Source organism: Bacillus sp. FSL K6-2841, from assembly GCF_037976435.1.
Taxonomy (GTDB): Bacteria; Bacillota; Bacilli; order Bacillales; family Bacillaceae; genus Bacillus; species Bacillus pumilus.
In genome coordinates this window covers 3,265,072-3,283,066 of the sequence record NZ_CP150266.1, presented here as the reverse complement: position 1 = coordinate 3,283,066, position 17,995 = coordinate 3,265,072, and the positions used below count along the sequence as shown (strand labels likewise).

General features: G+C 41.4%; 21 protein-coding genes. 20 read left to right on the top strand and 1 reads right to left on the bottom strand.

Annotation, left to right across the window (positions count from 1 at the left end):
- Positions 1–267: 267 nt before the first annotated feature.
- Both malS and MHH68_RS16825 read left to right on the top strand, forming a co-directional pair.
- Positions 268–1,968: an oxaloacetate-decarboxylating malate dehydrogenase gene (gene malS / locus MHH68_RS16830; protein ID WP_058013468.1), complete on the top strand. Its 1,701-nt coding sequence runs from the start codon at positions 268–270 to the stop codon at positions 1,966–1,968.
- Between the two features lie 92 nt (positions 1,969–2,060).
- Positions 2,061–3,017, top strand: a complete 957-nt coding sequence (locus MHH68_RS16825; protein ID WP_058013469.1) for an AEC family transporter — start codon at positions 2,061–2,063, stop codon at positions 3,015–3,017.
- 34 nt (positions 3,018–3,051) lie between these two features.
- Here MHH68_RS16825 and racA read toward each other — a convergent pair whose 3' ends face one another.
- Positions 3,052–3,600, bottom strand: coding sequence for a chromosome-anchoring protein RacA (racA, locus tag MHH68_RS16820; protein WP_061409860.1), 549 nt, complete (start codon positions 3,598–3,600; stop codon positions 3,052–3,054).
- 210 nt (positions 3,601–3,810) lie between these two features.
- Here racA and prfA point away from each other — a divergent pair, with 210 nt between their 5' ends.
- From prfA to atpA, 18 genes are all read left to right on the top strand, one after another.
- Positions 3,811–4,878 carry a peptide chain release factor 1 gene (gene prfA, locus MHH68_RS16815; protein WP_012011562.1) on the top strand — a complete coding sequence of 356 codons (1,068 nt, stop codon included), beginning with the start codon at positions 3,811–3,813 and terminating at the stop codon, positions 4,876–4,878.
- Positions 4,868–5,752 (top strand): peptide chain release factor N(5)-glutamine methyltransferase, encoded by an 885-nt coding sequence (gene prmC / locus MHH68_RS16810; RefSeq protein WP_058013471.1) that lies wholly within the window; start codon positions 4,868–4,870, stop codon positions 5,750–5,752. Before prfA ends, prmC begins: the two co-directional genes overlap by 11 nt.
- A gap of 142 nt (positions 5,753–5,894) precedes the next feature.
- Positions 5,895–6,374: a hypothetical protein gene (locus MHH68_RS16805; RefSeq protein ID WP_058013472.1), complete on the top strand. Its 480-nt coding sequence runs from the start codon at positions 5,895–5,897 to the stop codon at positions 6,372–6,374.
- A gap of 118 nt (positions 6,375–6,492) precedes the next feature.
- Positions 6,493–7,149 carry a stage II sporulation protein R gene (gene spoIIR, locus MHH68_RS16800; RefSeq protein WP_058013473.1) on the top strand — a complete coding sequence of 219 codons (657 nt, stop codon included), beginning with the start codon at positions 6,493–6,495 and terminating at the stop codon, positions 7,147–7,149.
- Positions 7,150–7,212: 63 nt separating this feature from the next.
- Positions 7,213–7,656, top strand: a complete 444-nt coding sequence (locus MHH68_RS16795) for a general stress acyl- n-acyltransferase (RefSeq protein ID WP_339164238.1) — start codon at positions 7,213–7,215, stop codon at positions 7,654–7,656.
- 161 nt (positions 7,657–7,817) lie between these two features.
- Positions 7,818–8,870, top strand: a complete 1,053-nt coding sequence (locus MHH68_RS16790) for an L-threonylcarbamoyladenylate synthase (protein ID WP_339164236.1) — start codon at positions 7,818–7,820, stop codon at positions 8,868–8,870.
- 60 nt (positions 8,871–8,930) lie between these two features.
- Positions 8,931–9,485, top strand: coding sequence for a manganese efflux pump MntP family protein (locus MHH68_RS16785; RefSeq protein ID WP_012011556.1), 555 nt, complete (start codon positions 8,931–8,933; stop codon positions 9,483–9,485).
- Positions 9,486–9,548: 63 nt separating this feature from the next.
- Positions 9,549–10,007 (top strand): low molecular weight protein arginine phosphatase, encoded by a 459-nt coding sequence (locus tag MHH68_RS16780; protein ID WP_061409856.1) that lies wholly within the window; start codon positions 9,549–9,551, stop codon positions 10,005–10,007.
- A gap of 141 nt (positions 10,008–10,148) precedes the next feature.
- Positions 10,149–10,598: a ribose 5-phosphate isomerase B gene (gene rpiB, locus MHH68_RS16775; RefSeq protein ID WP_003214714.1), complete on the top strand. Its 450-nt coding sequence runs from the start codon at positions 10,149–10,151 to the stop codon at positions 10,596–10,598.
- A gap of 12 nt (positions 10,599–10,610) precedes the next feature.
- Positions 10,611–11,150, top strand: coding sequence for a TIGR01440 family protein (locus MHH68_RS16770; RefSeq protein ID WP_058013477.1), 540 nt, complete (start codon positions 10,611–10,613; stop codon positions 11,148–11,150).
- A 177-nt stretch (positions 11,151–11,327) separates the two neighbouring features.
- A complete protein-coding gene (glyA, locus tag MHH68_RS16765; protein ID WP_339164234.1) occupies positions 11,328–12,575 on the top strand; it encodes a serine hydroxymethyltransferase in 1,248 nt (415 codons plus the stop codon).
- A gap of 147 nt (positions 12,576–12,722) precedes the next feature.
- Positions 12,723–13,352, top strand: a complete 630-nt coding sequence (upp, locus tag MHH68_RS16760; RefSeq protein WP_003214553.1) for a uracil phosphoribosyltransferase — start codon at positions 12,723–12,725, stop codon at positions 13,350–13,352.
- A 496-nt stretch (positions 13,353–13,848) separates the two neighbouring features.
- Positions 13,849–14,232, top strand: coding sequence for an ATP synthase subunit I (locus tag MHH68_RS16755; protein ID WP_003215321.1), 384 nt, complete (start codon positions 13,849–13,851; stop codon positions 14,230–14,232).
- A gap of 7 nt (positions 14,233–14,239) precedes the next feature.
- Positions 14,240–14,974 carry a F0F1 ATP synthase subunit A gene (gene atpB, locus MHH68_RS16750; RefSeq protein WP_113767798.1) on the top strand — a complete coding sequence of 245 codons (735 nt, stop codon included), beginning with the start codon at positions 14,240–14,242 and terminating at the stop codon, positions 14,972–14,974.
- Between the two features lie 48 nt (positions 14,975–15,022).
- On the top strand, positions 15,023–15,235 hold the full coding sequence (gene atpE / locus MHH68_RS16745; protein ID WP_003214968.1) for a F0F1 ATP synthase subunit C: 213 nt from the start codon (positions 15,023–15,025) through the stop codon (positions 15,233–15,235).
- A gap of 120 nt (positions 15,236–15,355) precedes the next feature.
- Positions 15,356–15,877 (top strand): F0F1 ATP synthase subunit B, encoded by a 522-nt coding sequence (gene atpF / locus MHH68_RS16740; protein ID WP_113767797.1) that lies wholly within the window; start codon positions 15,356–15,358, stop codon positions 15,875–15,877.
- Positions 15,874–16,419: a F0F1 ATP synthase subunit delta gene (locus MHH68_RS16735; protein ID WP_012011549.1), complete on the top strand. Its 546-nt coding sequence runs from the start codon at positions 15,874–15,876 to the stop codon at positions 16,417–16,419. Before atpF ends, MHH68_RS16735 begins: the two co-directional genes overlap by 4 nt.
- A gap of 16 nt (positions 16,420–16,435) precedes the next feature.
- Positions 16,436–17,944, top strand: coding sequence for a F0F1 ATP synthase subunit alpha (gene atpA / locus MHH68_RS16730; RefSeq protein WP_012011548.1), 1,509 nt, complete (start codon positions 16,436–16,438; stop codon positions 17,942–17,944).
- Positions 17,945–17,995: the final 51 nt, after the last annotated feature.

The window sequence follows — 17,995 nt, the reverse complement described above, 5'->3', positions numbered from 1 at the left end:
TGCCGCTGTGTTTCGTTTTTCGAGATTTTGGCTGAACACCCATCATTTGTACTTAAATAAATTAAATAACGATACGAAAAAATTATCTAATTTTCAACGCTTGCGTTTTAGCATAAGCAGGCATAAAATGACTAACTGTAGTGTAAAGCATTTTTACGAAAAGTTCGATTTCTTGTCATAATTTTTTTGATTAAGGATTATTCTCCTTAATCGTTCTTTAAATTAATAGTTCACTTTATTTATATTTTAGAAAGAGGGTAGTTTTTGATGAACAACGTGAAGAAAACAAAAGAAGGGTACCTCGAAACCACTTTGACAGGTAAAGATGTATTATCGATTCCAACGTTGAACAAAGGCGTTGCTTTCTCTGAAGAAGAAAGACAAGAGCTTGGACTAGAAGGCTTACTTCCTCCAACTGTTCTCACTTTAGAACAACAAGCGGAGAGAGCGTACAAGCAGTTCCTAGCACAGCCAGATCGTCTTCGTCAAAACGTATACTTAAGTGATTTGCAAAACCGTAACGAAGTATTGTTCTATAAGCTTATATCAGACAAGCTTCGCGAAATGCTTCCTGTTGTGTACACACCAACTGTTGGTGAAGCGATTCAGGAATACAGCCATGAATACAGAAGACCTCATGGTGTCTATCTTTCAATCGACAACATTGACGGCATTGAGAAAGCATTTGAAAACTTACATGCAACAGCAGGCGATATTGATCTTATCGTAGCAACTGACTCTGAGAGCATTCTAGGAATTGGTGACTGGGGTGTCGGTGGTATCAACATCGCAATCGGTAAATTAGCTGTTTACACGGCTGCTGCAGGTATTGATCCAAGCCGCGTGATTCCAGTCGTATTAGATGTTGGAACAAACAATGAAAAATTATTGAATGATCCATTATACATCGGAAACCATCACAAACGTGTACAAGGTGAAAAATACGAGGAATTCATTGATGCTTATGTAAAAGCAGCGCTTAAATTCTTCCCTAAAGCATTGCTTCACTGGGAAGACCTTGGAAACAAAAACGCGCGTAACATCATGAAAAAATACAATGATAACATCTTAACATTCAATGATGATATCCAAGGTACTGGTGCCATTACTTTAGCGGGTGTTCTTGCAGCTGTCAAGAAAACTGGTACTCAATTGAAAGATCACCGTGTGATGATCTTCGGAGCTGGATCAGCTGGAATCGGAATCGCAGATCAAATGCGTGACACAATGGTTCTTGAAGGTCTAAGTGAAGAAGAAGCAAACAATGCTTTCTGGACATTAGACTACAGAGGTCTACTGACAGATCAATTTGAAGATGAAGTATTTGATTTCCAAAAACCATACCTTCGTTCTTCTGATGAAGTAGAAGGCTGGGCACGTGATGACAAAGGACAAATCTCATTTGCTGAAGCTGTTCGCAGGGTGAAGCCAACGATTCTGATTGGTACATCAGGTCAAGGCGGCGCATTCACTGAAGAAATCATTAAAGAAATCGCAGCTCATACAGAGCGTCCAGTGATCATGCCAATGTCTAACCCAACACCACTTGCGGAAGCAGTTCCAGAAGATCTATTCAAATGGACAGACGGCCGTGCACTTGTTGCAACAGGAAGCCCGTTCGAAAATGTTGAGTATAACGGAATTGAACATGAAATTGGACAATCAAACAATGCGTTCGTTTTCCCTGGACTTGGTCTTGGCTCAATCGTAACGGAATCAAAAATCATCACAAAAGGCATGTTCGTTGCTTCTGCAGATGCGATTGCTGAAATGGTTGATCATGATAAACCAGGTGCTGGTCTACTTCCAAGCATTGATAAGTTACAAGAAGTTTCTATCAAAGTGGCTATTGAAGTGGCTAAAGCAGCAATTAAAGATGGTGTCGCAAGAAAAACACCTGACGACATCGAACAAGCTGTGAAAGATGCAATGTGGATTCCTGAATATAAAAAAATTGTAAGAGCATAATAAAATGTGTAACGCGGCATTGTTTCGGGTAATCTAAGCAATGCCGCAATCAAATAAAGAAACATGTAAAGGATTCAAGGAGGAATAGTAAGATGGACTTTTTAAATATTTTGATCCTCCTAGCACCGATTTTTTTCGTTATCGCGCTGGGTTGGTTCGCAGGGAACTTCGGCAGCTATGACGCTAAATCTGCAAAAGGTGTAAGTACACTTGTTACAAAGTATGCTTTGCCAGCGCACTTTATCGCCAGCATTCTGTCAACACCAAAAGATAAATTCTATAGTCAAATTCCATTTTTCGTTGCATTGATTTTCGGAATCGTTGGTTTTTATATCATTATCCTTTTAGTTACGAAATTTGCTTTTAAATATGATTTAACAGATTCATCTGTTTTTTCATTAAACTCAGCACAACCGACCTTTGCATTTATGGGGATTCCGGTCTTGGGCAGTTTATTTGGGGCTCAAGAAGTTGCAATTCCGATTGCTATTACCGGAATAGTTGTAAATGCATTGCTTGATCCAATTGCTATAATTGTGTCAACTGTCGGTGAAAAAACAAAAGGAAAAGCCAAAGACGGCGAAAGTTTCCTAAAAATGACGACAAAAGCAATTTTGCACGGTTTATCAGAGCCACTTGCACTTGCACCGCTAGCAAGTATCATTCTTGTTCTTTTAGGATTTAAACTTCCTGCAATTGGACATGAAATGCTAGAGGAAATCGGAAGTGTGACGTCAGGGGTTGCATTATTCGCAGTCGGTGTCACTGTAGGTATTCGAAAAATTAAACTGAGCTTACCAGCTTTCAGTATTGCACTATTAAAAGTAGCTGTTCAACCGTTGCTTATGTATCTTATCGCCATTCTTATGGGTCTTTCGGCGGATGAAATTACAAAAGCTGTATTACTTGTTGCCTTCCCAGGTTCAGCTGTTGCAGCGATGATCGCCACACGATTTGAGAAACAAGAGGCAGAAACTGCATCCGCATTTGTGATCAGTGCCATCATGTCACTCATTACATTACCGATCATTATTGCGCTTACCGTATAATATAGTAGAAGGCTGCCTCATGAGGCAGCCTTTCTTAACGAAATGAATGAAATAGAGGAAAGAGCGCACGCTTTTTTTTGATGTCAGTGTGCGTGATTTCCTTTTTTTCTTCTATTTGAGAGGGTTGTTTTAATCTTTCGGTAAGACGCTCAAGTTTAGTGTTGAGATCTTCAATTTCTCTGCGGTGCTGGAGCAGCTGGTATGATACACCTTCATCTGCTTTTTTAGCCAGTTTCCGTTCGAGTTCTTGCAGTCGTTTTTCTACATCAGTGCTGTGCAATTGCTGCTGAATGAGCTGATTCACTTGCTCTTCTAATGCTTCAATCCGCTTTGTGGAGGCATCAGTTTCTGCAGCAGGCGATAACTGTTGAACGGTTTCTGCGTGGATTGGCAGTCGAATGTCTTGAAGGATCACACCCTCACTCATTTGGTGTTTGACTTCTTTGAGCAGCTGTACAATATCTTCATGAAATTCATAATGTCCAAGTTCATTCCGGGCGACAGGGATGTTGAGCTGTTTGACCCAACGCTGAATCGTTTTTGAAGAAACGCCAATTTCTTTTGCAACCTCATTTGTATTCAAACCAAATGCCCTCCCTTTTTTCAATTATAAGTACCATTCTCTTCAAGGAGGAACTGTTCCTTCACGTTAGACAAAACAAGTAATTAATCGCCAAAGATCGTGTTTTCTAGCGGAAAATTGCAGAAAATCAATTGTTTTGGAAATTTTTTTGACTGTCATACCCCGCTATACTATAATTAGACTGTTACGCACAAAACAGAGGTGAAGACCATGTTAGACCGTTTAAAATCAATTGAAGAACGCTATGAAAAGCTAAATGAATATTTAAGTGACCCTGAAGTGGTGAACGACCCTACGAAGCTTCGTGAATATTCGAAGGAACAATCTGATATTCAAGAAACTGTTGAGGTATATAGACAATATCGTGCGGCATACGACCAGTTAAGCGAAGCGAAAGCAATGCTGGAAGATAAGCTGGATGCCGAGATGCGCGACATGGTCAAAGAAGAAATTTCAGAGCTCACAGAGGAAACAGAACGTTTAGAAGACGAGCTGAAAATCTTGCTGATCCCGAAAGATCCGAATGACAACAAAAACGTTATTGTGGAGGTTCGTGGTGCAGCAGGAGGAGAAGAGGCTGCGCTTTTTGCTGGAAACCTTTATCGTATGTACAGCCGTTATGCTGAAATGCAGGGCTGGAAAACAGAAGTAATGGAAGCGAGTGTGACTGGAACTGGCGGTTATAAAGAGATTATCTTTATGATCAGCGGGAAAGGCGCATATTCCAAACTAAAGTTTGAAAACGGTGCACACCGCGTGCAGCGTGTTCCAGAAACGGAATCAGGCGGACGGATTCATACATCAACAGCGACAGTTGCTGTCTTGCCTGAGGCTGAAGAAGTTGAAATTGATATCCACGAAAAAGATATTCGTGTAGATACTTTCACATCGAGCGGACCTGGTGGACAAAGTGTTAACACAACCATGTCTGCTGTTCGATTAACTCACCTTCCAACAGGGGTGGTTGTTTCCTGTCAGGATGAGAAATCACAAATCAAAAACAAAGAAAAAGCCATGAAAGTATTACGTGCGAGAATTTATGATAAATTCCAGCGTGAAGCACAGGCTGAGTATGATCAAACGCGTAAATCTGCTGTTGGAACAGGGGATCGTTCAGAGCGTATCCGTACGTACAACTTCCCACAAAACCGTGTAACAGACCACCGCATCGGATTAACGATTCAAAAGCTTGATCAAATTTTAGAAGGAAAACTTGACGAGGTCATTGATGCATTAATTATGGAAGACCAAGCAAGAAAGCTTCAAAATGCAAAATAATCAGCGAACCATCTTTGAAGCCCTTAAATGGGCTTCTTCTTTGTTAACAGAAGCCGGTAGAGACCAAAACGCAGCAGAGCTCCTTTTGATGCATGTACTGGACCTAAGCAGAAGTGAACTTCTTGCACGTTTTCATGATCAGCTGCCAGAGGAGAAAGATCGGTTATTCAGCGAGTTTGTCACGCAGCACAAGAAAGGCGTGCCTGTTCAACATCTAACAGGTATTGAATTCTTTTACGGCCGTCCCTTCGAGGTGAACAAACATGTTCTCATCCCTCGCCCTGAAACGGAAGAAGTCGTTTTGGCGGCGCTGAATTTGATGAGTGACATCTTCCCGCACGATCCGCCGCTCAAAGCAGTGGACGTTGGCACCGGAAGCGGGGCAATTGCGATTACGCTCGCTCTTGAAAAAGAAACACTATCTGTCACAGCAACGGATATTTCACATGAAGCACTTGAGGTAGCAAAGCGGAATCAACAAGCGCTAGGTGCAGATGTCCATTTTTTACAAGGGGACTTACTCGAACCTATCAAGGATCAAGGCATCAAAGTGGATCTGTTTATTTCCAATCCGCCTTATATTGCGGCAGAAGAAATGGACAGTTTGTCAGAGGTGGTTACGAAGCATGAGCCAGTCAATGCACTGACAGATGGACGTGATGGCCTGTGGTTTTATAAGCGCCTCATTCGTGATCTTCACCATGTACTTCATGAGCAGGCGGTCGTTGTCTTTGAAATTGGACATACGCAAGGGCAAGATGTAAAAGCACTTCTCTTGCAGTCATTTCCCGCGGCAGATGTCCGCATCGTCAAGGATATTAACGGGAAAGACCGAGCTGTTTGCGCACACATTCAAAACGGAAAGTCCGGCTGAATAAAGTCGGACTATTTTATTATGTAAAGATGAAACTTATGGTAAAAGAGAAACGTATATATAGAAGAATGAACATTCTGATCATGATTTTTTTACATAAATTTGTTTTGAAGGAGCGAATGGTGTGAACAGAAGGTATGCGATGGTGTTGGTCATCGTCAGTGTACTATTGATTGTGAGTGCTTGTGGCAAACCGAGCTTTAAAAAAGAAGCAGCAGCATTTGGAGAAAGCTATAAAAAAGCACAATACACAGTGAATCGAACAGATGACCTAACTGATATGAAGGAGAAGCTGAAGTCTTATTTAACCGAGCATGAATATCAAGAATATACACAAGACAGCATGTTCCCGAGCGTGTTAGAAGCAGCAAAGGACCAAGATTGTCAAATTAAGCTGAAGAAAATTACATTTACGCCTTCAGATGAAAGCGATGACAGAATTGAATTTAATTATGAAATGGTGATTCAATTTATTAATCAAAAAGGAAAAGTCAAAAAAGAAATCGAGAAAAAAGGAGCAATGACTGTCATCAAAACAGATGCAGGGTTAAAAATCAGCCGAGATTGGGATGGAAGACTGTACCCTTCCGATTACCAATCCTCACTCCAAAGCCGTTCTTAATAGAACGGCTTTTTTTATTTGACTCATAATCTATTAAAAAAATCATTTTTCCTGTTTATGAGATGGGTTTTCTGGACACAATGTTTGTAGCGAAGAGAAAAAGTGGGGGGAACACATCATGTTTAAAAGTAAAATGATGATTTGTCTTTATATGTTTCTATTATTATGCGGTGCTTTTGCAAACCTTGGCAAGGAGGAGACAGCGGCTGCTTCTGCAAATCAGCCTGTGGTGATACCCGATGAAGCCATTCGATTACGCATTTTAGCAAATAGTGATCGTTCAGCAGATCAGGATGTGAAAAGAAGCATCCGTGACGAAGTCAATGCTAATATGACGGAATGGGTCAAAGACCTTACATCCATTGAAGAAGCAAGACGTGTGATTCGTTCCAAGTTACCAGAAATCAATCGTATTGCCAAAGCGAAATTGAAAGAGCAGCACATTGATCAATCCGTATCAGTCAGCTTCCAAAAAGCTTCATTTCCAACAAAGCTCTATGGAAATTTCGTTTATCCTGCTGGGAAATATGAAGCCATTTTAATTACGCTTGGAGAAGGGGATGGAGCCAATTGGTGGTGTGTGTTATTCCCGCCGCTCTGCTTTATCGATTTTTCAAATGGAGAAGCCATTGCATCGCCAGAGGGTGATGAAGATAACGAAGTGACAGCCCAGCAAACAGATGAGTCTGTGAATGAAGTGGTCAAAGAAGAGAAAGAAGAGACGGGGGAAGTGAAATTCTTTTTATTCGAATGGGTCTCTAGTCTTTTCTCCTAAAAAAGGTATAAATCTGTTTTTGCCTCATAGAGTTGAAGTAAGAGATCAAAAAGAGGTGAAAGCATGTATTATCAGTTAAGAATAGCCACAGAAGAAGATGCTCCAGCGATCAATGCTTTTCTTGAAAAAGGACAAGCGAAAGGCGGCGTCACACTTGCAGAGCATACGACATTTGTTGTCATGGAAGATGCGGACGGTCAGCTGGCAGGGTGTTTAGGTCTTGAACAGCTTAGTGAACAAGAGGGCCTGCTGCGGTCTCTTGTCATATCAGATAAATTAGGTCAGGGACATATCGTGTCTTTGTTCCAAAGTGTTCAAACGCTCGGAGGGAAAATAGGTGTGGATACGTTTTATGTCGTTGCCAACCACTCCTCCTCGTATGATTTTTTGACATTGATGGGCTTCACGGCCTTAGAGGATATTCCAGAAAGCATGTGGGGATCTGCACATGCAAAAGAGTTCTTGGCGAAAGAACAGGCTGTGGTTCTTCAAAAAAAATCCAGTTAATCACAATATATTGAACTTATACACATACTTATCCACCGTTAAACAAGCGTTATCCACAAATTGTGGACAATGCTTGTTTTATTGACCATCATCTTTTATACTTTCAAAAGGATAATTGAGATATATCAACAGTTTTATCTTTTTTAAAAGGAGTTTGTATGATGTTAAATACAAAAAGATGGTCTGTGGATTTAGAAAAGGATTTATCCACATTCTATCCACAAATTGAACAGGCAGCGTTGTTATTGCAGCAAAACGAAGTGGTCGCTTTTCCGACAGAAACGGTGTATGGACTAGGGGCTAATGCGAAAGAGACAGAAGCTGTCATGAAAATTTATGAAGCGAAAGGGCGTCCAAGTGATAATCCATTGATTGTCCACATTGCGGAGGTTGAGCAGCTTCATGAATTTGCACAAATAGAAAGCGAAAAAGCAAAGGCATTGATGGAAGCCTTTTGGCCGGGTGCTTTAACCATTGTTCTTTCGTGTAAGCCTGGCACTTTATCAAAGCAGGTCACGGCAGGTTTATCCACGGTCGGTGTGAGAATGCCTGACCATCCGATTGCGCTTGAGCTTATCCGAACGGCTGGTCTGCCGATTGCCGCACCAAGTGCCAACCGTTCAGGCAAACCATCTCCGACACAAGCTGACCATGTAGCGAGTGATCTCGATGGAAGAATCGCTGGGATTATCGATGGTGGTTCAACGGGTATTGGCGTTGAGTCAACGGTTGTCTCCTGTGTCGATGAGATTCCAGTCATCCTAAGGCCTGGCGGAATTACAAAAGAAGCATTAGAAGAGATAGTAGGAACGGTCAGTATTGACCCGGGGCTGACAAAAAAGGACGAAGCGCCTGTATCGCCAGGGATGAAATACACACACTATGCCCCTGAAGCTAAGATGTATCTCTTTTTTGGAAGTGATGAAGAGATGCAGCGTCACATTCAAACATACCAGGCGGAAGGTTTAAAAGTTGGTGTGCTGACAACAGAAGAAAAGAAATCGTTGTTTGCTGCAGATGTTGTCTTCAGCTGTGGATGGAGAGAAAAACCTGAAACGATAGCGGCAAACTTATATCGTGTATTGAGACAATTTGATGAGACAGATGTAGATGTCATTATTTCAGAAGCCTTTTCAGAGCAGGGGGTTGGTTCAGCAATTATGAACCGTCTGCAAAAAGCGGCAGGAGAGCGCACTCTCTCTTCATTCAAATAGTTCTAACCCTTCTTGGACAAACATAGGTTAAAGGAGAATGCGTGTCCAAGGGGGATTTACATGTACGAACTAGCTGGCGAATTGCTGACGCTCAGTATCATGGCTTTTGCACTGGGGATGGATGCTTTTTCGGTTGGACTTGGCATGGGAATGATTCAGCTGAGGTTCCGCCAGATCATTTATATTGGACTTGTCATTGGTATATTTCATATGTTTATGCCGCTTTTTGGTATGCTAACAGGTCAGCTCCTATCAGGCTGGCTCGGTCTCCTTGCTACCTATATAGGCGGGGCGCTGCTTTTGGTGCTCGGGCTGCAAATGATCATTGCGTCTATTCGAAAAGAAGATAAACCATTTATCGCACCTGTTGGCGCTGGTCTTGTTCTGTTCGCAACAAGTGTCAGCTTAGATAGTTTTTCCGTTGGCTTAAGCCTCGGAATTTACGGTTCTCACGTATGGATGACCATTTTATTGTTTGGTTTTTTTAGTATGATCCTCACATGGCTTGGGTTATTACTCGGTAAACAGGTTCGATCATGGGTGGGATCATATAGCGGGGCGCTTGGCGGAATCATTTTACTAGCCTTTGGTATCAAATTATTATTTCCGCTCTAGTCAGTCTCCTTACATAACATGTAGAATGAAATGCTATATAATAGAAGAAAAGGAGGGCGAAAGATGAAAATCTTATTTGTTTGTACGGGAAATACATGCAGAAGTCCGATGGCTCAAGCCCTTTTTGCTTCAATTGCACAAGATAAAGGTTTAGAGGTCACTGTTAAATCAGCGGGCATTTTTGCCTCAGATGCTGGGAAGGCTTCTCCTCAAGCGGTCGAAGCATTATTTGAGAAAAGCATTCCACTGAATCACTCTTCAGCAAAACTAACAGAGGATCTTCTGCGAGAAGCTGATTACGTCTTCACCATGACCATGCAGCATAAACAGTTGATTGTGGAGCAATATGCACATGCAAAAGACAAGATCTTCACTCTAAAGGAATTTGCGACAGGGGCAGAAGGCGATGTATCCGATCCATTTGGAGGAAGCCTGTCTGTTTATCAGGAAACACGTGATGAACTTGAAGCATTGCTTCAGCAGCTGGCTGAGAAATTGAAAAAGGATCAGACATCCTCATAATGGACAACCTGTAAAAACCGTTGCATCAACGGTTTTTCTGCTTTTGTTTGCAAATGACTAAGCAGAGGTTAAAATATAACTGTAAATAAAGAATAAATGTAAGGCATAACAGATCAACTCACCCTTAGGAGGAATTGCCCGATGAAAGTAGCTATTGCATCCGATCACGGCGGAACGAATATTCGTGAAGAAATCAAACAATTGATGGATGAATTGAAGATTGAATACATTGATATGGGTTGTGAATGTGGATCAGGTTCTGTAGACTACCCAGATTATGCTTTTCCTGTAGCTAACATGGTGGCTAACGGAGAAGTGGACCGCGGCATTTTAATTTGCGGGACAGGCATTGGTATGAGTATCTCAGCAAACAAAGTAAAAGGAATTCGCTGTGCGCTGGCGCATGATACATTTAGTGCGAAAGCAACTAGAGAACATAATGATACAAACGTCCTTGCAATGGGAGAACGAGTTATTGGACCTGGATTAGCACGTGAAATTGCGCATATTTGGCTGACAACAGAATTTACGGCAGGACGACATGCTGTACGGATTGGTAAGATTGCTGATTACGAAGAAAAGCACCTATAAGGAGCGCTTAACATGAACATTGGTCAAGATTGGCTTGAAATGTTAAAAGAGTTTCATCAAATGGTTGAACTGCGTGCTGGGCAAATTTTAGTGATCGGCTGCAGTACATCAGAAGTGGCTGGTGAGCATATTGGGACAGCAGGAAGTGAGCAAATAGCTGCGTCCATTTATCAAGAATTGGATCAGTTAAGACGAGAGACCGGCATTGAGCTGGCTTTCCAGTGCTGTGAGCATTTGAATCGTGCTCTTGTTGTGGAAGAAGAAGTGGCTTTCCGGCTTAACCTAGAGATTGTGGCGGCAGTACCTGTCCGAAAGGCGGGTGGTTCGATGGCGGCTCATGCGTATCAGCATATGGAACATCCTGTGTTAGTTGAATCCATCGAGGCGCATGCTGGAATTGATATCGGTGATACATTGATTGGGATGCATCTAAAGAGAGTCGCTGTACCTGTTCGCCTCAGTCGCCATCAATTAGGGCATGCACATGTGACGTTTGCGAAAACGCGTCCGAAGCTGATTGGCGGAGAACGAGCGGTTTATACAAGATCATAGCTTAGATATATTTCTAATATAATGTTGAATGATGAAGGCGCTTTACCACTTGAATATTCGGGTTTTCATAAAAAAAGAAGTCGATTTCCCAAAAAAACTTTTACATTTCACTCAAAAACCGTGTACAATGAGATGGTGAAAACATCGAATGGAAATAGATTGGAGAGGATTTCGCTGATGAAACATTTACCTGAGCAAGACGCACAAGTATTCAAGGCAATTCAACTAGAGCGGAAACGCCAGCAGGACAAAATTGAATTAATTGCATCAGAAAACTTTGTAAGCGAAGCAGTCATGGAAGCACAAGGCTCTGTATTAACAAACAAATATGCAGAAGGTTACCCTGGTAAACGCTACTATGGCGGCTGTGAACATGTAGACGTTGTAGAAGATATCGCACGTGACCGCGCAAAAGAAATTTTTGGTGCTGAGTATGTGAACGTACAGCCTCACTCAGGTGCTCAAGCGAATATGGCCGTATACTTTACCATTCTTGAGCATGGCGATACAGTGCTAGGTATGAACTTGTCACATGGCGGGCATTTAACACACGGAAGCCCTGTTAACTTTAGTGGTGTACAGTACAACTTTGTAGAATATGGTGTTGATAAAGAAACGCAGCATATCGACTATCAAGATGTACTTGAAAAAGCACGTGAACATAAGCCAAAGCTAATTGTTGCGGGTGCAAGTGCATACCCACGTCAAATTGATTTCAAAAAGTTCCGTGAGATTGCGGATGAAGTCGGTGCTTACTTTATGGTCGACATGGCTCACATTGCAGGTCTTGTTGCAGTAGGTCTTCATCCAAATCCAGTTCCTTATGCAGATTTTGTGACAACGACGACTCATAAAACATTGCGTGGACCTCGCGGCGGAATGATTCTATGCCGTGAAGAGTTTGGGAAAAAGATCGACAAATCGATCTTCCCTGGTATTCAAGGTGGACCGCTGATGCATGTCATCTCTGCAAAAGCTGTTTCTTTCGGTGAAGTATTGAACGGAGATTTTAAAACATATGCACAAAACGTCATTGACAATGCAAAGCAGCTAGCTGAAACCCTTTTATCTGAAGATATTCAGCTTGTGTCTGGTGGAACGGATAACCATCTTGTTCTTATCGACTTACGTTCTCTTGGCATCACAGGGAAAATTGCAGAAAATGTTCTTGATGAAATCGGTATTACAGTGAACAAAAATGCGATTCCTTATGATCCAGAAAAACCTTTTGTCACAAGTGGTGTACGTGTTGGTACAGCAGCAGTGACAAGCCGCGGTTTCGATCAAGAAGCAATGAAAGAAGTCGGTTCCATTATTGCGCTTGCTCTAAAACATCATGAAGATGAAGCGAAATTAGAAGAATCGAAAAAGCGTGTATCTGATCTAACTGCCCGCTTCCCTCTATATAACGAATTAGATTATTAAAAAGCAGACCCATTTGCCTATTTTTGGCATGTGGGTTTTTTTTGTAGGATTTGCGAATCATATTGAAAGATGATGTCTTTTTATGTAGAATTGTAGGAAGTGTGCAAAGTTCACCGGAAGATGACAGAAAAGGAGTTGTAGCAAGCTATGGCAAAGGTTTATGTATTTGATCACCCGCTTATTCAACACAAACTTACATATATTCGTGACGTTCATACAGGAACAAAAGAATTTAGAGAGCTAGTGGATGAAGTCGCAACATTAATGGCATTTGAAATCACAAGAGACTTACCGCTTGAAGAGGTAGATGTAGAAACACCTGTACAAGTAGCGAAATCAAACGTGATCTCAGGGAAGAAACTCGGTGTTGTGCCAATTTTAAGAGCTGGTCTTGGAATGGTGGACGGGATTTTAAAACTCATTCCAGCTGCTAAAGTGGGACATGTCGGTTTATACCGTGATCCGAAAACATTAAAGCCTGTTGAATATTATGTGAAGCTTCCATCTGATGTGGAAGAGCGTGAATTTATCGTAGTAGATCCAATGCTTGCAACTGGAGGTTCAGCAGTCGAAGCATTGAACAGTTTGAAAAAACGCGGGGCGAAAAACATTCGCTTCATGTGTCTGATTGCTGCTCCTGAAGGTGTAGAAGAAATGCAAAAGCATCATCCTGACGTTGATATCTACATTGCAGCATTAGATGAGAAATTAAACGAAAAAGGTTACATTATTCCAGGTCTTGGTGATGCCGGTGACCGTATGTATGGAACGAAATAACATGTTTTAATAAAAGCCCACATGCAAACGTGCATGTGGGCTTTTTGAAATATATGACAAACGGTTGATATCGTTCTTAGAAAAATCAATGTATACTGAACATTAGCTGTTTTTTTCAATGAATGTCATGTGTCTCCTAAAGTTTGATGAAATTGTGAACATTTTGTGTGCTCTATCATTATAGAAAAGTTTTTTAACTTTCAACGGATTGACACATCATAGACGCTATTGTATGCTAAACGAGGGTATTATGGTAAGGTTTTCATAGCCTATAGCACTCTACTAATCCTCATTGTGAACCCTTTAATTATCAGGGTTTGTATCAGCGAATGAAGCAACATCCCATAGATCTTTAGATTTCAAGTCTGATTGTGCAATTAGACCGATGGGTGATTGATTTTTTTCGAACAGGACTGCTTATCATAAGCGTCTTCTACGCAGTTTTCATCACCATTTATCACCTTTTTTACAATATTTTTCATCGGGAGTCAGATGAATGAACGATCCAAACGCGATTTTCCGCAGACAGAGTAAATACATGTTCTATCTATTGGCAATTTTTGTGTTTGGCTATGCCATGCCTGGTTTTAAACCACTGTTTCTTGGTTTGATTATCGGCACAATTTTTGCTTTCTTTAATTTATTCCTTCTTATACGGAGAATGCACGCTTTTGATCGAGCGGTTAAAAAAGGAAAATCCATTCGTTCAATGGGAAGTACAGCCAGGTGGGCCAACGCAATTCTCGCAGTAGCGATTGCTTGGCGTTACCCTAATGAAGTTCATCTGGCAGGTGTTGTTATAGGATTAATGACAATATATCCTGTCATTATGATAGATTCCTTCATTCAACTTAAACGTTCTACTATGGAAGAGAGGTGAATACTCTTTGGGTCACAGTTCAAAAACGACAGAATTTTTAGGGTTAACGTTCAACTTATCCAATGTTCTCATGATTACGATTGCTAGTATCATCGTTCTTCTCATAGCGGTGCTGACTACTCGTGTTCTGTCTATACGTCCGACAAAGGCGCAGAACTTCATGGAATGGATTGTTGATTTTGTTCGAAATATCATAGGTAGTTCGATGGACATGAAAACAGGAGCCCCATTTCTAGCGCTAGGCGTTACATTACTCATGTACATATTTGTTTCAAACATGCTTGGACTGCCATTTTCGGTTACAATCGATAACAATTTATGGTGGAAATCACCAACAGCAGATCCTGGAATTACAATGACACTAGCAATTATGGTTATGGGTTTGACACATTACTACGGTGTCAAGGCAAAAGGAGTAAAGGAATATACGAAAGACTTCTTCAAGCCAATCCCATATCTAGTTCCACTAAAAATCATTGAAGAATTTGCAAACACGCTAACACTTGGTTTGCGTCTTTATGGAAATATTTTTGCTGGAGAGATTCTTCTTGGTTTGCTTGCAGGGCTTGCGACCAATTTTTACTCGCAAAACATTGCGCTTGGTATAATTGGTACATTAGGAGCCATCGTGCCGATGATTGTATGGCAGGCATTCAGTTTGTTTGTCGGAACAATTCAAGCATTTATCTTCACTATGCTGGCAATGGTATACATTTCCCATAAAGTCAGCGACGAACACTAAAAAATTGAGAGTCCAAAAAGGACGTTATTTTAAAGGAGGAGCTTTTTAATGAATTTAATAGCAGCAGCAATTGCAATCGGTTTGGGAGCACTAGGAGCAGGTATTGGTAACGGTCTAATCGTATCTAAAACAGTTGAAGGAATCGCTCGTCAGCCAGAAGCTGGTAGAGAACTAAGAACACTTATGTTCATCGGGGTTGCTTTAGTTGAGGCACTTCCAATTATCGCTGTCGTTATCGCATTCTTGGCATTCTTTGGTTAATATGTGAGAAGCGCTCAAATATGAATTTTAATGGCGAAGATCAGATTTGTTCGAAACTTCGCCATTCCTTTATGTTTTGTTTCTTAACATATTATTTAAGAAGGGAGTTGTCTAACAAAGATGTCACAGTTACCAGTGGTACTAGGAGCGGGTGCTGGTTTATTTACAGGTGGGGATATACTTTTCCAACTTATAACTATGCTCATCCTGCTTGCACTTTTAAAGAAATTTGCGCTAAAGCCTTTATTAGGGATTATGAAGCAGCGTGAAGATTATATTTTAAACGAAATTTCAAGTGCTGAACAAAAGCACGTTCAAGCTGAAAAGCTTCTTGAAGAACAACGTGTCTTATTGAAAGAAGCACGCGAAGAATCACATACACTCATCGAAAATGCGAAAAAGATTGGTGAGAAACAAAAAGAAGAGATCATTCAAGCAGCACGTCAAGAGTCAGAGCGCTTGAAAGAGTCAGCTAGAACTGAAATCGTGAAAGAAAAAGAACAAGCTGTGGCTGCACTGCGCGAGCAGGTTGCATCACTATCTGTACTTATTGCATCTAAAGTGATTGAAAGAGAACTTGATGAGCAAGCACAAGAGAAATTGATTCAAGAGTATCTTAAAGAGGCAGGCGAAAGCCGATGAGCGTGACTATTGTCTCTAAGCGTTACGCTTCTGCTCTTTTTGACATCGTTCTTGCTTCTTCGGCAGTAGACGAAACTGAAAAAGAGCTGAATGAGATCAAAAAAGTTCTAAAGGCTGACCAAGAGTTGAATGACTTTCTTGTTCATCCAAAGATTACGGCAGACAAAAAGAAACATTTGATTGCAGAAGCTTTCAAAGGTGTTTCGACACATGTATTGCACACAATGTATTTATTGATTGACCGAGGACGCACGAACATTTTCTCTGAGATGACGTCTGAGTTTGTGAAACTTGCAAACCGCACGAAACAAATAGACGATGCGATCGTGTATTCAGTGAAACCGCTGAGCGGTGCTGAAATTCAATCTTTATCTGAAGTATTTGCCAAAAAAGCCGGAGTCACATCACTGCGTGTTGAAAATGTGATTGACAAGGATCTAATAGGCGGAGTGAAAATCCGTATCGGAAACCGCATTTATGACGGCAGTGTCAGCGGAAAGCTTTCCCGCATTGAACGTCAGCTTGCAGGCGAAAATCGTTAGAAGGGGTGAAACCTTAGTGAGTATCAAAGCTGAAGAGATTAGCGCGCTGATAAAGCAGCAAATCCAAAACTATCAATCTGAAATTGAAGTAAAAGATGTCGGTACAGTCATCCAAGTAGGGGACGGTATCGCGCGTGTACATGGCCTTGACAACATTATGGCAGGAGAGCTTGTTGAGTTCTCTAACGGTGTAATGGGTATGGCTCAAAACCTTGAGGAGTCTAACGTAGGTATCGTTATTTTAGGACCTTACAAAGATATCCGCGAAGGTGACGATGTAAAACGTACAGGTCGTATCATGGAGGTTCCAGTAGGTGAAGAGTTAATCGGACGTATTGTGAACCCACTTGGTCAGCCTGTTGATGGACTAGGTCCAATTTTAACAAGCAAAACTCGTCCAATCGAAAGTGAAGCACCAGGCGTTATGGATCGTAAATCTGTACATGAGCCGCTTCAAACAGGAATTAAAGCAATTGATGCCTTGATTCCAATCGGACGCGGACAGCGTGAATTGATCATTGGTGACCGTCAAACAGGTAAAACATCTGTTGCAATTGATACGATCCTTAACCAAAAAGATCAAGACATGATCTGTATTTATGTAGCGATCGGACAAAAAGAATCAACGGTTCGTGGTGTTGTTGAAACACTTCGTAAGCATGGTGCGCTTGATTACACAATTGTAGTCACAGCTTCTGCATCACAGCCCGCTCCACTTCTTTACCTTGCTCCTTATGCAGGTGTAACGATGGGTGAGGAATTCATGTATAACGGCAAGCACGTACTTGTTGTATATGATGACCTTTCTAAACAAGCGGCAGCTTACCGTGAGCTTTCATTATTGCTTCGTCGTCCTCCAGGTCGTGAGGCATTCCCTGGTGATGTTTTCTATCTTCACTCTCGTTTATTAGAGCGTGCAGCGAAGCTTAGTGACGCAAAGGGTGGCGGTTCTATCACAGCATTGCCTTTCGTAGAAACGCAAGCTGGTGATATCTCTGCATATATCCCAACAAACGTTATTTCAATCACAGATGGACAGATCTTCTTACAATCTGACCTCTTCTTCTCAGGCGTACGTCCAGCAGTAAACGCAGGATTGTCTGTATCCCGTGTAGGTGGTTCTGCACAAATCAAAGCGATGAAAAAGGTAGCAGGTACACTTCGTCTGGATCTTGCTTCTTATCGTGAGCTTGAAGCATTCGCTCAATTTGGATCTGATCTAGACCAAGCGACTCAAGCAAAATTAAACCGTGGTGCTAGAACTGTTGAAGTCTTAAAACAAGACTTGAACAAACCGCTTAAAGTTGAAAAACAAGTAGCGATTCTTTATGCACTCACAAGAGGATACTTAGACGATGTTGCGGTTGCTGATGTCAAACGTTTCGAAGCTGAGTTATTCATGTACATTGAAGAAAACCATAAAGGATTGTTTGACACGATCTCTCAAACAGGAAACATGCCTGCTGATGAAGAGTGGAATACAGCAATCGAAGGCTTTAAACGTACGTTTGCACCAAGCAACTAATTAGTAATCTTTCCGAGAGAAAAAGATTCTCTTTTTCTCTCTTTTCACGTA